Genomic DNA, 14,125 nt, shown 5'->3' with positions numbered 1-14,125 from the left:
CTGGTTTAGCAGGCTCTTCCGGCTCCGGTTGAACAGGCTCTTCCGGTTCTGGTTGAGCTGGCTCTTCTGGCTCTGGTTGAGCCGGTTCTTCCGGTTCTGGTTGAGCAGGTTTTTCAGGTTCTGGTTGAACAGGATTTTCCGGCTCTGGCTGAGCTGGCTCTTCCGGATCCGGTTGAGCAGGTTTTTCAGGTTCTGGTTGAACCGGTTCTTCCGGTTCTGGCTGAGCAGGTTTTTCAGGTTCTGGTTGAACAGGATTTTCCGGTTCTGGTTGAGCAGGCTCTTCTGGCTCTGGTTGAACTGGTTCTTCTGGTTTAATTGGAGTTTCTACTTCTTCTTTTGATTGCTGTAAGCTTGGCTTGATTAATGATCCTTTATGTTTATTTGACGTAGCAGCAGCCACCCCAGCAATACCCACAGCCCCTAATCCCCAAATTGCTAAATTTTTCATCGAGGGTGAAATCACTTCACTAGCAAGAATTGGTTGAGAGTAAAAGGCTGCCTGCGAAGCATTTTCAGCCGTTGCAAAAGTCGCATTGATCTCTGCTAAATAAGTCTTACTCTCAATAGGATAAGCAGACTGATAGTTGTCTAAAATTAAGTTTGGCGTATCACCTTCAACATAGATCTTTAAATCACCATCAATCAGTTCTGATTTCACTTCTTGAATAAGTTGACCATTCTCATCAAATAGTTGATATTGGGTATCTGGTTGAGCAGCTAAGTGGAGAGTTTCAGTGGTTGAAAGAGTAATTTCTATTACTTCGCCGTGATGAACGACACGCAGAGAGTTTGCCATTTGGATTCCTTTTAATATATAGGCAGGTATAAATTCTGCGCGATTTTATCAGTAAAAAATATTAAAAAGAAGTTATCGAATCTGTTTTTAATAATCAATAGTAGATTTCTATTGATTGTTAATTAAAACCTGATCTAAGTCGGATTTTAAACTAAGTCTAACTCAGCCCTTAAAATTGCGATTGATAGCCTACATCCTATCGCATTAGCATTAGCAGAGTATCATTAAAACTCATATTAAAGAGGGCAGGCAAAAAATCGCTTACAATTTAAAATAGAAGAAATACTATTTACAAAAAAGATGAAAATCATATTGTTAAATATAGGTGAACTCTTCAAATCAAAGATTTTCTATCAACTTTATGTTTAACGAATAACGAGTATACAAAAATCCTTTCTTTTGACAATCGGTAACTGACCATTTAAATTTAGTAAGATAAAAAGAATAAATTAATCAAAAAACATAGATAAAACTATATTTTGAATACAACAAGATAACATTTTCCTATTCTCTATAAACATCACACAATGAAAAACACAGCATTAGTTGATTTATTCCTCAATGAATATTGGATTGAAAAAGGGCTTTCTGAAAATACCGTGCAATCTTATCGGCTGGATCTGACCGCATTTTGCCATTGGTTGGATCAACATAATCTTTCCCTTGAAACCTTGGATGCGGTGGATTTACAACATTTTCTCGGGGAACGGGTCGAGCAAGGCTATAAAGCGACCAGTACTGCGCGGCTATTAAGTGCCATGCGGAAATTATTCCAGTATTTATACCGTGAAAAATATCGTGCGGATGATCCGAGTGCAATATTAAGCTCGCCCAAATTACCAAGCCGTCTGCCAAAATATTTAAGCGAACAACAGGTTACCGATTTACTCAATACGCCTAATGTAGAAATCCCTTTAGAATTGCGTGATAAAGCGATGTTGGAATTGCTTTACGCCACAGGTTTGCGTGTCACGGAATTGGTTTCGCTCACCATTGAAAATATGAGCGTACAACAAGGGGTTGTGCGGGTCATCGGCAAAGGGAACAAAGAACGTATTGTTCCGATGGGGGAAGAAGCTGTATATTGGGTTCGCCAATTTATGCTTTATGCTCGCCCCATTTTATTAGACGGACAAAGTTCCGATATTGTCTTCCCTAGCCAACGGGCGCAACAAATGACCCGCCAAACTTTCTGGCATCGTATTAAACATTATGCCGTGCTTGCCGATATTGATAGTAATGCACTCTCGCCGCATGTGCTTCGCCACGCCTTCGCCACCCATTTAGTGAACCACGGAGCAGATTTACGGGTGGTACAAATGCTACTCGGACATAGTGATTTATCCACTACACAAATCTATACTCATGTGGCGAAAGAACGTTTGAAACGCTTGCATGAACGATTCCACCCTAGAGGCTAAAAAGTGAGGTTAAAAATCACCGCACTTTTGCTACATCAGGGTATTATGTAGCAGCTGCACAAACCTGTTTTTGAAGTAGGGACACACTGAGTGTGTCCGTATTTCAATATGTTATAAGCGGACACACGCAGTGTGTCCCATGTATATCTAAATTCAGTTATACTCAGCAATACAAGTCGTTATCGGCATCTCGTTGTGTCCCCACATATTGTTGAAATTTCTGTTTTTGTGCATTTGCTAATAACACCCCAACATCACTATGGGATGTCTCACAAAACTACTTCAATGCCAACACTCTCGCCACATTTTGTGCGGCGGAAATTAAGTTCTGTTCGCCTTGTTTGAGAATATCAGGCAATGCGCCTAACTGACGAATAATCGGGAACACCGCATCAATACCATGGGCATAAACAACATCGTAGTCTTCACGCAAACAGCCGACAATGGCAATCACCGGTTTATTGAATTGTTTTGCCGTCCGTGCTACCCCAATCGGGGTTTTGCCCATAATACTTTGCGCATCCATTCGCCCTTCGCCGGTAATGATATAATCTGCGTCTTGCACGTAATCAACAAGACGTAAATTTTCTAACACAATTTGTACGCCGGCTTTAAGCTGTACATTTGGCAATAACAACAATCCGCCGCCCATACCCCCTGCCGCTCCTGCACCTGCTTGCTCGGCAATATCCTTACCGCAATCCCGTTTGGCAATTTTCGCAAAATGGGCTAATGCGCAATCAAGTTGTTGTACCATCTCCGCTGTCGCCCCTTTTTGCGGGCCGAAAATAGCAGAGGCACCACGCTCGCTACAAAGAGGATTATTCACATCGCAAGCCACTTCAATCTGTATATTTTGTAAGCGCGCGTCCAATTTTTGAAAATCAATTTTTTCAATCTTCGCTAATTCTGCCCCACCAAAGCCAATTTGATTGCCTTGAATATCCAGAAATTGTATGCCTAGTGCCTGCAACATCCCCACGCCACCGTCATTGGTTGCGCTACCGCCAATGCCAAGAATGAGTTTTTCTACCCCAAACTCAAGGGCTTGTTTAATTAATTCACCCGTGCCATAACTGGTGGTGAGTAACGGATTACGTTTTTCCGCTGAAACCAAATGCAATCCCGAAGCTGCTGCCATTTCTATAATTGCGGTTTTACCATCACCGGATAACCCAAAGAAACTGTTGATTTTTTCCCCCAAGGGTGCGGTAACTTCACATTCCACGATTTTACCTTGGGTCGCATCTACTAAGGATTGCACTGTCCCTTCACCACCATCTGCCATAGGTAATTTCACATATTCCGCATCAGGAAAAACACGTTTAAAGCCTGTTTCAATGGCAGTTGCCACTTCAAGTGCGGTTAAACTTTCTTTAAAAGAATCAGGGGCTATCACAATCTTCATTTTGTACTCCTTGATTAGAATAAGTTAAAGACACCGAAAATTAAGGTAGAAATGAGGGTTATCACTAAACCGACCGCACTTTCGTAAGGAATCAATTTTAAACGCTCTTTCATCTCCATATTTACACTACCACCGGTGGCGTGGAAAAAAGAGCCGTGAGGCATATGATCAAATACTGTCGCCCCGGCATGAATCATCGCTGCTCCGGCGAGGCTGCTCACGCCAAGTTCCAATAAGGTACTGCTGAAGACATTAGAGGCAACTGCTGTGCCTGCGGTAGTAGAAGCGGTGGCAAGAGACATTAATGCCCCTGAAATCGGTGCAAGAATGTAGGAAGGCAAGCCGGAATGTTCCAATCCTTGAATCAACACATCTTTCAAACCGGAATTGGCAATAATGCCTGCTAATGCGCCCGTGCCAAGTAACATAATCGCCACCGGAGCCATTTTTCCCAAACCACTGATAGCATAGCTGTTTGCTTGGCGCAATTTTCCCATACAAAGTGCACCGATTAAGCCGCCTAGTGGTAAGGCGATAAGCGGATCCACTTTAATATCAAACAAAGGGCGAAGGGCAAGGAGTAAAATCGCCACTAACGGGGCAACAAGTGCGGTTAAAAATGAAGGTAAATTTTGACTTTCAACCATCACGACTTCTTTATCCGTCACTTTGGAACCTTTATTGATTAGTCGTTTTGCCAAGAAATAGGTGAGCATTAAGCCAAATATTGCCGGAATAACACCAGCCATCATCACGGAAGTCAGCGGCAAATGAAAAGTATCCGCCGCCGCAATGGCATTGGGGTTTGGTGACATAATATTGCCCGCTTTCCCCCCTCCAATCATTGCCAATAAAATCGCCGCCTTGGATAAATCGGTACGGCGTGCCAAAGCTAAAGCAATCGGCGAAACGGTAATTACCGCCACATCCACAAATACCCCGACTGCCGTTAGGATCATCGTAGCTAATGCCAACGCCAATAACGCACGGGTTTCACCGAGCTTATTGGTGATGGTTTCCGCAATAGAATTTGCCGCGCCGGATTCAATCAATACACCGGCCAGCACACCGGCTGCCAAAATACGCATCACAGCAGTCGTAATTCCTTGTGCGCCACCGATCATTAAGCTCACGGTTTGTGATAAATCCACACCACCAACCAAACCTCCCACCAATGCACCCACTAACATTCCATAAGCAGGCGATACTTTTCTCAAAATCAGGAAAATGGCGACGACCAACGCCACCAATGCCCCCAAAGCAGATACGGTTGTCATAATTTCTCTCCTCTTGAATAATAAGATCAGAGAGATTATTTCTTGTTTCACGAAAAATTGCTTTATTCATACCAACAAAAAAGTGCGGTTAAATCTGCTAAAATTTATTAGTTTGAACAAATCAATGACCTAATTCTATTCCTAAATAAAGACTCAACACCTCATCTATCTTGTTGAAAGAGAAGCCTGTTATTTGTTCAATTTTAGAAAGTCGACAAGCGAGGGGATTAGGGGAAATAAACTGTTTTTCAGTGATGTGAAGACGATCACAGTTTTAAAATAAAGTTTTTTCGCTCTTGAATCATTGTTTTTATTTTGTTGCTTTTTTGTAACCTTCTTCACTAGAAGAAAATTTCTATAAATTCTTCTATCATTCAGCAAAATAAAGCCCAATTTCCAATTTCCAATTTCCAATTTCCAATGACAATGACGGTTCTAGGTGCATTTAGCATGATATGAAACAATACGGTTGAAGAAGAGTATTTAGGTATTATGTAGCAGTTGCACAAATCTGTTTTTGGGTTAGCTTGTAGGGAATACACTGTGTGTATCCAAATTTTAACCTATTGAAATAACTTGATTTTTATAACGGACACACTCAGTGTGTCTCTACATGTCGTTTTCTTTGATCTTTAATCATTCTTACTGTTTATAACTAATACCGTACTCAAATAAAGGCTCAATGAATCATCTATCTTATTGAAAGACAACCCAGTTATTTGTTCAATCTTAGAAAGTCGATAACGTAGGGTATTGGGGTGAATAAACAATTTTTCGGCAGCGAGATGGAGATCGCAATTTGCCCAAAAATACTGTTGTAGTGTTTTATAAAGCGTGGCATTTTCCTCAGCAAATAAGGGCGTTATCGGCTTTAACAATTCCTTACCTTGCCAAGAATAGGATAGCCCTGTCAACAGCACCGGCAAACGATATTCCTCAAAACGATAAAGATTTTTTCTCGGATGATATTTCATACCGTAAGCCAAGGTACTTTGGGCACTTTGAAAAGAAAGGGGAAGTTGTTCGGATAAGGGCACATTCAAACTTGCACCGACTGCAATTTTATAATTCTGTTTTGTGTAATCTTTCGGGAGTAAGGTTTTTATTTGCTGAGAAAGTGCGGTTGAAATCGACAGTGTTTTTAATACGACAATTTGATCGAGCGATAAAATCGCCACATCCTGCGCAAATTCAGGTTGCTCTAAATAATTGATCAAATGCTGTAAGGAATCAGGATTCGGGGATAACAATTTAATCAAAATCACCACTCGGGATTGGGTTAAATCAAAAGCAAAAAATTTGGCTTGTTGCTCGGTTTCTTGCCAATTCAAATCGCCACGCAATAACTGCAAAATAAACTCTTCTTTGTAACGGCGGCGCCAACTTTCTTGCTCCAATAATGCGTGTTGCTCTACAATCAATTCTGCGGTCATTTTTACCAATTCCGCATATTGTTTCACCTGCGCTGGCTCACCGGAAATTCCCACCACCCCAATCGCTTTTCCTAAATAATGAATAGGTAGATTAATCCCCGGCCGAGCCTCGAAATTCCATTTTTGCGCTAAGCGTTGATCTACTTCCACAACCCTATTTTCCCGTAACGCCAACACCGCTCCGGTATGTCTTTGCGACAAACGCTCAGGATTACCGGAAGCAATAATCACGCCGTTATCATTCATCACGTTTACGGAATAATGGATAATTTTCATTGCTCGTTTCACAATTTTTTGGGCTATTACTGTGTTAAGCTGCATTTTTGTTTTCTCATCAATAGGAAGAAAGCCTATACGTTATCGGCTATAAGGGGATGTCGTCAATAAACTTCCTAAGTCGGAAGTTTTAACCACACTTTTTTTGTCAAAATGTTTGCTCTTGATCACATTTTTGAATTTTGCTCATTGCAAGTTAGTAACATTCCTTTAACATAAGATCCTGTTCATTTGATTAAAAATGTAGAGGGTTCTATGAACACAACATCTTCACTCAAAAACCATAAAAACGGAATGATATTCCTTGCGGATATTCTTCTCTTTTTTGTTTTATTAAAATGTTTACCCTTTGCCCCGAAGGAAAACGCTGGGCTTGCATTATTGGCTTTTATTGCAGTGCTTTGGTTAAGCGAAGCATTACACGTTACCATTACGGCATTACTTGTTCCATTGCTTGCCGTTTCATTAGACTTAGTTTCAACAAAACAGGCTCTTGCAGCCTTTTCTGACCCCACAATATTCTTATTTTTCGGTGGGTTTGCATTAGCAACAGCATTACATATGCAAAAACTGGATAGAATGATTGCCAATAAAATTATGGCACTCGCTAAAGGTAATCTTTTTGTCGCAGTAATTTATCTCTTCTTGATCACCGCTTTTCTTTCAATGTGGATGAGTAATACTGCGACTGCGGCAATGATGTTACCACTCGCAATGGGTATTTTAAGCAATATGGATCGTGAAAAAGAGCATAATACTTATGTATTTGTCTTGTTGGGAATTGCCTATAGCGCAAGTATTGGCGGAATGGGAACCTTAGTTGGTAGTCCGCCAAACGCGATTGTAGCGAGTAACTTACACCTCACGTTCTCAGATTGGCTATGGTACGGATTACCGATTATGTTAATTTTATTGCCGTTAATGATTGGTACGCTTTTCATCGTATTCAAACCTAAACTCAATAAACACTTTGAACAATCTTTTGATAAAATTGAGATGAATCCACAACGGATTTTAACTTTGCTGATCTTTGTATTTATCGCACTTTGTTGGGTATTTAGTAGCAAAATTAATCCGCTCATTTCAGGCTTATTGGGGTTACCAAAAAACATTGCGAGCTTTGATAGTGTAGTTGCGTTACTTGCGGCGATTATTATCTGTGCAACCGGCGTGGCGAGTTGGAAACAAATCCAAGACAATACCGATTGGGGCGTGTTAATGCTCTTTGGTGGCGGTTTAACCTTAAGTGCAGTATTGAAAGATTCCGGTGCAAGTAAGATTCTCGCTGATGGCATTGTCTTCTTAGTTCAAGGGCAACATTATTACTTAATTGGTTTACTCGTTGCGGCATTTATCATTTTCTTAACCGAATTTACCTCCAATACCGCTAGTGCAGCCTTGCTGGTACCAATCTTCATTTCTATCGCCCAGTCCCTAGGAATCCCAGAAATTGGTCTTGCATTAATTATCGGTTTGGGTGCATCCTGTGCATTTATGTTGCCGGTGGCAACACCGCCAAATGCTATTGTGTTTGGTAGCGGTCAAGTCAAACAAAGTGAAATGGTGCGTGCTGGTGTTGTACTCAATATTGTCTGTGTCTTCGTGATTGCAACATTCGGTTATTTTTTCTGGCTTAACTAGTTCAAAAATGCCATAAAAAACGACCGCTCTTTATCCAAGTGCGGTCGTTTTTCTTTCCGTTTAATCTAAATGTTCATGACTACTTAAAAAACCACCACTTTGATGTTTCCAAAGTTTGGCGTACAAGCCATTTTGTTCAAGCAATTCACTATGTGTGCCCTGCTCCACAATTTGACCTTTATCTAACACAATCAAACGGTCCATTGCCGCAATGGTGGATAAACGGTGGGCAATAGCGATCACCGTTTTATTTTCCATCATTTTATCAAGGCTTTCTTGAATCGCTACTTCCACTTCAGAATCCAACGCACTGGTCGCTTCATCCAGTAACAAAATCGGTGCATCTTTCAACATCACACGGGCAATGGCTATACGCTGGCGCTGACCACCGGACAGTTTAACGCCTCGCTCACCCACGTGCGCATCATAACCTTTTCGTCCTTGTGCATCCGTCAAGAACGGAATGAAATCCGCGGCTTCAGCCCGTTCTGCTGCCCATTGCATTTCTTCATCTGTGGCAGTTGGGCGACCATAAATAATATTGTCACGGACAGAACGATGTAATAGTGAAGTATCTTGTGTCACCAAACCAATTTGACTACGTAAACTTTCTTGTTGCACATCCAAGACATTTTGTCCGTCAATGGTGATTGTACCGTGCTGTGCCTCATAAAAGCGCAGCAAGAGATTAACAATGGTCGATTTACCCGCACCGGAACGCCCGATTAACCCGACTTTTTCGCCCGGTTTGATGGTGAGATTAAAATGATTTAATAGCGGTTTTGTCGGATCATAGGCAAAGGTAATATTATTAAATTTAATTTCCCCTTGCTTGACCTGTAATGGTGGGCAATTCGGTTTATCAACAATCGTGTGCGGTTTTGTCAGGGTTGCCATTCCATCATTTACAGTACCAATATTCTCAAATAAACGTGCCGATTCCCACATAATCCAACGAGACAATCCATTCACACGCAATGCCATTGCAGTCGCAGTGGCAATCGCTCCGACACCCACTTGCCCTTGTTGCCATAAAATAACGCCCAATATAGCAGTGGTTAAGGTTAAGAAAATATTGCTGGCATAAGTTAAGGTATCAAGGGAGCTGGCAAGACGCATTTGCGCATGTACTGTTACCATAAATTCTTCCATTGATCGTTTTGCATATGCCGCTTCACGTGAACCGTGAGAGAATAATTTTACTGTCGCAATATTGGAATAAGCATCGGTGACACGTCCTGTCATCAAAGAACGGGCATCAGCTTGGCGCTCCGCCGTTTTCGCTAAACGAGGAATCAGCAATTTCAAGATTGTGATAAAGAGGAAAATCCAAATGGCGAAGGGCAATAAGAACCAAATATCTAACGCCGCCAACACCAAACCTGAGGTGATAAAATACACCGCCACATAAACCAACATATCCGCAATTGTCATCACCGTATCACGCACAGCAAGGGCAGTTTGCATCACTTTTGCAGAAACACGACCGGCAAATTCATCTTGGTAGAAACTCAAACTTTGCCCAAGCATCAGACGGTGGAAATTCCAACGCAGCCGCATCGGAAATACCCCCTGCAAGGTTTGTAACCGAACATTCACACCAATAAAAGACCACACAATACTCAATAAAAGCAGTGCGGCCATCCCGATCAATAAATGCCCTTTTTCTTGCCATAAGGTTGTCGGTGTATAAGCGCCAAGCCAATCCACGAGCAACCCCATAAATTGGAATAGTAATGCTTCCATTATGCCGGTTCCAACCGTTAAAATCGCCAGTAAGAAAATCCAGCCTTTCATCCCGTCAATACTCGACCATATAAAACGGAACAGTCCTTTTTCCGGCGTTGTTGGATTGCTTTCCGGATAAGGATTTAAACGGTTTTCAAACCATGAAAAAATTTTATCGAACATAAGATTTCCTTAAAAAAGCAAAAGGCAACATAAGGCTGCCTTTGAAGTGGCGCATTATAGCGTAAAAATCCCTCAAATTACAGTGAGCGAAATTTACACTTTACGATAAAGACTTGGGGAAACTTGATAGGTATTTTTAAAAGCCTTGCTGAAATGAGCCTCTGATTGATAACCAACTTCTAAGGCAATTGCCAAGACGGTTTTCTGCGACTGTTTTAATAAAAATGCCGCCAAATCTAACCGCACTTTGGTAAGAAATCGACCGGGGGACATACCAATCTGCTGCTGAAATACACGGATAAAATTAGCACGAGACATTGACGCCAACTCTGCCAGTTGCTCAATGCGCCAATCTTGTGCCGGTGCTTGTAAAAGCCGAAGGATCACAGGATTGAGTCGTTTATCTTGAAGCGCATACAGTACACCCTGCCCCATCATCCCAAAACTGATGACGTGACGGATAATATAAATAAATAACACATTGGCCAATGCATCAATCACGGATTGATTACCGTTTTCTTGTTTCATTGCTTCTTGCAAAAATAATTGCACAAGAGGTTGGATTGAGGTATTACGCAAGTTCAGATGTAAATAATCAGGTAAGGATGTTGTGAGTAGTGCATTTTTCTGATAATAAAATGCCCCGCAAAACATTTTTAAATCTGCAGCCCCATGCCCAATTTTTTGTACTTCAAACACTCCATACTTGCTTTTATGAGAGGGTGTGTTTTCCTTGTTTTCCGGCAGATTTCCCATTAAGTGCGGTCGTTCTTGTGGAAGAAAAAAGATATCGCCTTGTGTTAAATGAAATCGTTGATCCTCAAGAGTAAGCCAACATTCCCCTTCTTCGATCAAATGAAAAATCCCTTTACTATTTGAATGTTCATTATGTTCCACTTGCCACTCGCCCTGAAATTCGCAACGAATGTTAATTTCGCCCCTAACTTGAGCGAAGTGAACCAGTTTATCTAAGTAATCCATGATGAGACTCCAACCATATAAGTTGAGACAAATTGGCAAGTATGTTTGCACAAACGGTCTATAATTTGCCCCGAAATTAATCATCATTACACAATCCTATTTTAGGAGAAAACATTATGTTTACCGATTGGAAAGAACACACTTCACATGTAAAAAAATCATTTGGCGAGCTTGGCAAAAAACACCCTAAAATGTTGCAAGCCTATCAAGCATTAGGTGCCGCAGCGGCTGAAGGTAATATACTTGATGCCAAAACCCGTGAATTAATCGCCCTTGCGGTGGCAGTTACCACTCGTTGTGAAAGCTGCATTAGCGTTCATGCGGAAGAAGCGGTAAAAGCCGGTGCGACCGAAGCCGAAGTTTCTGCTGCATTGGCAATGTCTATCGCACTCAATGCCGGTGCGGCTTATACCTATTCCTTGCGTGCATTAGAAGCGTTTAATGTACAAAAAGGAGAATAATTTTTCTAAAATTATTCATACTATATCGGCGTTCAATGAACGCCTTTTTATTACCACAAATTCAATTTTTCCATCTGGGCAATCACCTCTTTCACTTGAATTTCCGCCATTAAATTTTTCCCCTTCAATTTAGTTGCCCAAGGCAATTCAGAGGAAGGTCGGCCAAATTCCTTTTGCACATTTTCTTCATACACCGATACCACATTTTCTCTATTATTATAAGGCGCAGTACGCAATGGATTGTGATAGGCATATAATCCGATGACCGGTGTGCCTTGCGTTGTGGCAATATGAGCAGGACCGGAATCCGGCGAAAGCACAAGATCAACCTTAGCAATCAATGCGGTAAGTTGTTTTAAACTCGTTTTTCCAGCGACGTTGGTAGGCGTGAAGTCACAGAGTGCGGTGATTTTCTCCACCATTTCCACCTCCCGTTTTGCCGGTGAACTACAAAAAATCACGTTCACATTATGTTGGTTCGCAATATTTGCCACTTCTGCATAACGTGCCACCAACCAATCTTTTTCAGCTTTGCTGGAACAAGGGGAAATTAATAAATTTTTACGGGTCGGAGCAATAAATTGTTGTGCAAATTGTTTATCTTCTTCAGAAATCACAAACTGCCAATTGAGTTCGCTTTTTGGTACACCAATATATTCGGCGAACGCCATAAAACCGTCTAATACATGAGGTGATATGGGATCGTTCACACGGCGATTCACAAAAAGCCACTGTCCCTCACGGGAACGTTTTTGACCAAAACCGATTTTATATTTTGCCTTAATACCTAAAGAAAGGATGGAAGTTCGAAATGCCGTTTGCATATTTAATAATGCATCAAAATGGGTATTTTTAAGCTGCTGCCATAAAGAAAAAATCCCTTTCCAACCCGTTTTCTTATCATAAGGAATCAGCCTAACATTAGGTATTCCCTCTAACAATGTGGCTTCCGTTTTCCCCACAATCCAAGTGATTTTGGTTTGTGGATAATACGTCTGAATGCGTTGCACCACAGCAAGGGCATGACACACATCCCCCACCGCAGAAAGGCGAAGAATACAAAGCGTGGTTGGCGTGTCGGTAAAAAGCAGCATAGCGATTCCTTTCTCGTTTAAATTGGCATTATTTTAAAGTAGAATGAGGGCATTTTCTATCATTCAATCCACATAAAATGTTTGAGTTCCAACAGGATAACCAATTTTTTCTCTTTAATTTTGACCGCACTTTTGACCAACCACATCAGTTTTTCGATCCGCAATATTGGCAAACACAACAGCGTATTCTTGGTTCAGCACAAGGACGAGGAACGACTTATTTTTTGGCAACACAAGATTGGTTTGGGGTCAATTGTGCACTTCGTCATTATTATCGGGGTGGTTTATGGGGAAAATTCAATAAAGATCGTTATTATTTTTCATCTCTTTCCCAAACTCGTAGTTTCGCAGAATTTTTTTTATTACAACGCTTGTATGATGCGGGTTTGCCCGTTCCAAAACCTATCGGCGCACGGGTAAAAAAAGGGCAATTCGGTTTTTGTTATCAAGCGGATATCCTCACAGAAAAAATCGAAAATGCACAGGATCTGACCGCACTTTTACAAACCCAGAGACTAGCGGATGAAGTTTGGCAACAAATCGGTGGGCTAATTCGTCAATTACACGATTTGCAAATTTGCCATACGGATCTCAATGCTCACAATATTCTTGTTCAATACACTGAATCGGAACAAAAATGTTGGCTACTTGATTTTGATAAGTGCGGTGAAAAATCAGGAGATTTTTGGAAAGAAGAAAACTTAACCCGTTTACACCGCTCTTTTATAAAAGAAACCGAAAGAATGAAAATCCAATTTACGGAACAAAACTGGGCGGAATTAATGCTCGGTTATCATCAAAATTTCAACAAAAAGGATAAATAATCATGCAAAAAATTGTACTGGCTACCGGTAACCCTGGAAAAGTGAAAGAAATGGCAGATGTGTTGGCAACATTTGGATTCGACGTGATCGCTCAAACGGATTTAAGCATTGAAAGCCCCGAAGAAACAGGATTAACTTTTGTGGAAAATGCTTTATTGAAAGCGCGTTATGCGGCAGAAAAATCAGGATTACCCGCAATTGCAGACGATTCCGGTTTGGTCGTCAACGCCCTCAATGGTGCACCGGGTTTGTATTCCGCCCGTTATGCCAGCGAAGAAGGCGATGATGCGAAAAATCGTCAAAAATTATTGGCAGAACTTGCCGATGTACCAAAGGAAAAACGCCACGCAAAATTTGTGAGCTGTATAGTGTTATTACGTCACCCAACCGATCCTTCCCCTATCATTGCAGAAGGGGAATGCCACGGTATGATTGGTTTTGAGGAAAAAGGGGAAAATGGGTTTGGTTACGACAGCTTATTCTTCAGCCCGGAACAAGGTTGTACCTTTGCAGAACTGGAAACAACAGAAAAGAAAAAAATCTCTCACCGTGCACGTGCGTTGCAAGAATTAAAGGCAAAATTGAGCGTATAATAAAAACCG

General features: G+C 41.3%; 12 protein-coding genes and 1 pseudogene. 5 read left to right on the top strand and 8 right to left on the bottom strand.

All coding sequences use genetic code 11. From position 1 onward, the window contains the following. A partial coding sequence (locus tag BKK54_RS11925; RefSeq protein WP_208605820.1) for a hypothetical protein occupies nt 1-796 on the bottom strand: 796 nt, incomplete at its 3' end. Between the two features lie 527 nt (nt 797-1,323). Between BKK54_RS11925 and xerD the strand changes: the two genes are divergently transcribed. Next, nucleotides 1,324-2,217 (top strand): site-specific tyrosine recombinase XerD, encoded by an 894-nt coding sequence (gene xerD / locus BKK54_RS09980; protein ID WP_077542924.1) that lies wholly within the window; start codon nt 1,324-1,326, stop codon nt 2,215-2,217. A 277-nt stretch (nt 2,218-2,494) separates the two neighbouring features. Here xerD and BKK54_RS09975 read toward each other — a convergent pair whose 3' ends face one another. The 4 genes and pseudogenes from BKK54_RS09975 to BKK54_RS09960 all read right to left on the bottom strand — a co-directional run bounded on the left by BKK54_RS09975 (nt 2,495) and on the right by BKK54_RS09960 (nt 6,656). Next, nucleotides 2,495-3,625 (bottom strand): glycerate kinase, encoded by a 1,131-nt coding sequence (locus BKK54_RS09975; RefSeq protein WP_077542923.1) that lies wholly within the window; start codon nt 3,623-3,625, stop codon nt 2,495-2,497. Between the two features lie 14 nt (nt 3,626-3,639). After that, complete coding sequence (locus tag BKK54_RS09970) at nt 3,640-4,902, bottom strand: GntP family permease (RefSeq protein WP_077542922.1); 1,263 nt, start codon at nt 4,900-4,902, stop codon at nt 3,640-3,642. Nucleotides 4,903-5,023: 121 nt separating this feature from the next. Further along, nucleotides 5,024-5,176 (bottom strand): annotated as a pseudogene (locus BKK54_RS12070) (helix-turn-helix domain-containing protein); the annotation flags it as partial. 358 nt (nt 5,177-5,534) lie between these two features. After that, entirely contained in the window at nt 5,535-6,656 is a 1,122-nt protein-coding gene (locus BKK54_RS09960) for a sugar diacid recognition domain-containing protein (protein ID WP_077542921.1), read from the bottom strand. 210 nt (nt 6,657-6,866) lie between these two features. On the opposite strand from BKK54_RS09960, the gene BKK54_RS09955 reads away from it, so the two are divergent. Further along, a complete protein-coding gene (locus BKK54_RS09955) occupies nt 6,867-8,252 on the top strand; it encodes a DASS family sodium-coupled anion symporter (protein ID WP_077542920.1) in 1,386 nt (461 codons plus the stop codon). A 60-nt stretch (nt 8,253-8,312) separates the two neighbouring features. Here BKK54_RS09955 and BKK54_RS09950 read toward each other — a convergent pair whose 3' ends face one another. Both BKK54_RS09950 and BKK54_RS09945 read right to left on the bottom strand, forming a co-directional pair. Beyond that, a complete protein-coding gene (locus tag BKK54_RS09950) occupies nt 8,313-10,163 on the bottom strand; it encodes an ABC transporter ATP-binding protein (RefSeq protein WP_077542919.1) in 1,851 nt (616 codons plus the stop codon). A gap of 93 nt (nt 10,164-10,256) precedes the next feature. After that, complete coding sequence (locus BKK54_RS09945) at nt 10,257-11,144, bottom strand: cupin domain-containing protein (protein ID WP_077542932.1); 888 nt, start codon at nt 11,142-11,144, stop codon at nt 10,257-10,259. Nucleotides 11,145-11,260: 116 nt separating this feature from the next. Here BKK54_RS09945 and BKK54_RS09940 point away from each other — a divergent pair, with 116 nt between their 5' ends. After that, a complete protein-coding gene (locus BKK54_RS09940) occupies nt 11,261-11,605 on the top strand; it encodes a carboxymuconolactone decarboxylase family protein (protein WP_077542918.1) in 345 nt (114 codons plus the stop codon). 50 nt (nt 11,606-11,655) lie between these two features. On the opposite strand, the gene BKK54_RS09935 is transcribed toward BKK54_RS09940, so the two are convergent. Then, a complete protein-coding gene (locus BKK54_RS09935; RefSeq protein WP_077542917.1) occupies nt 11,656-12,699 on the bottom strand; it encodes a glycosyltransferase family 9 protein in 1,044 nt (347 codons plus the stop codon). A gap of 77 nt (nt 12,700-12,776) precedes the next feature. On the opposite strand from BKK54_RS09935, the gene BKK54_RS09930 reads away from it, so the two are divergent. Continuing rightward, a complete protein-coding gene (locus tag BKK54_RS09930; protein WP_077542916.1) occupies nt 12,777-13,523 on the top strand; it encodes a 3-deoxy-D-manno-octulosonic acid kinase in 747 nt (248 codons plus the stop codon). Continuing rightward, nucleotides 13,523-14,116, top strand: coding sequence for an RdgB/HAM1 family non-canonical purine NTP pyrophosphatase (gene rdgB / locus BKK54_RS09925; protein WP_077542915.1), 594 nt, complete (start codon nt 13,523-13,525; stop codon nt 14,114-14,116). Before BKK54_RS09930 ends, rdgB begins: the two co-directional genes overlap by 1 nt. Nucleotides 14,117-14,125: the final 9 nt, after the last annotated feature.

Source organism: Rodentibacter genomosp. 1 (genome assembly GCF_001999285.1).
Lineage (GTDB): Bacteria > Pseudomonadota > Gammaproteobacteria > Enterobacterales > Pasteurellaceae > Rodentibacter.
The sequence above is the reverse complement of the archived record's forward strand: the minus strand, read 5'-3'. Positions and strand labels throughout refer to the sequence as shown.

Bases quoted from the DNA above. Each gene is read 5' to 3' on its own strand.
- BKK54_RS09970 (WP_077542922.1), bottom strand. From the start codon at position 4,902: ATGACAACCGTATCTGCTTTGGGGGCATTGGTGGCGTTGGTCGTCGCC.
- BKK54_RS09945 (WP_077542932.1), bottom strand. From the start codon at position 11,144: ATGGATTACTTAGATAAACTGGTTCACTTCGCTCAAGTTAGGGGCGAA.
- BKK54_RS09935 (WP_077542917.1), bottom strand. From the start codon at position 12,699: ATGCTGCTTTTTACCGACACGCCAACCACGCTTTGTATTCTTCGCCTT.
- BKK54_RS09955 (WP_077542920.1), top strand. From the start codon at position 6,867: ATGAACACAACATCTTCACTCAAAAACCATAAAAACGGAATGATATTC.
- BKK54_RS09930 (WP_077542916.1), top strand. From the start codon at position 12,777: ATGTTTGAGTTCCAACAGGATAACCAATTTTTTCTCTTTAATTTTGAC.
- xerD (WP_077542924.1), top strand. From the start codon at position 1,324: ATGAAAAACACAGCATTAGTTGATTTATTCCTCAATGAATATTGGATT.
- BKK54_RS09960 (WP_077542921.1), bottom strand. From the start codon at position 6,656: ATGCAGCTTAACACAGTAATAGCCCAAAAAATTGTGAAACGAGCAATG.
- BKK54_RS09950 (WP_077542919.1), bottom strand. From the start codon at position 10,163: ATGTTCGATAAAATTTTTTCATGGTTTGAAAACCGTTTAAATCCTTAT.
- BKK54_RS09940 (WP_077542918.1), top strand. From the start codon at position 11,261: ATGTTTACCGATTGGAAAGAACACACTTCACATGTAAAAAAATCATTT.
- BKK54_RS09975 (WP_077542923.1), bottom strand. From the start codon at position 3,625: ATGAAGATTGTGATAGCCCCTGATTCTTTTAAAGAAAGTTTAACCGCA.